The 222-nt window shown below is 52.3% G+C and carries 1 rRNA gene; it reads right to left on the bottom strand.

Features of this window, described 5'->3' with window-relative positions:
• Positions 1–9: 9 nt before the first annotated feature.
• Positions 10–125: ribosomal RNA gene (rrf, locus tag U869_RS0129065) — 5S ribosomal RNA — on the bottom strand.
• Between the last annotated feature and the right edge of the window lie 97 nt (positions 126–222).

Below are 222 nucleotides of genomic sequence, written 5' to 3'. Positions count from 1 at the left end.
TTAATTGATGCCTGGCAGTGTCCTACTCTCGCATGGGGAGACCCCACACTACCATCGGCGCTACGGCGTTTCACTTCTGAGTTCGGCATGGGGTCAGGTGGGACCACCGCGCTATTGCCGCCAGGCAAATCTGTTTTATTCCAACCGCTACTCGCGTAGCCATCAGAACCAATCTCGGAACATCGCTGAAAATCTCTACAATCTCTTCAAAACACCTTTGGT

Source organism: Serratia sp. H1w (assembly GCF_000633355.1).
Classification (GTDB): Bacteria; Pseudomonadota; Gammaproteobacteria; order Enterobacterales; family Enterobacteriaceae; genus Chania.
This window is presented reverse-complemented; position numbering and strand designations above follow the sequence as displayed.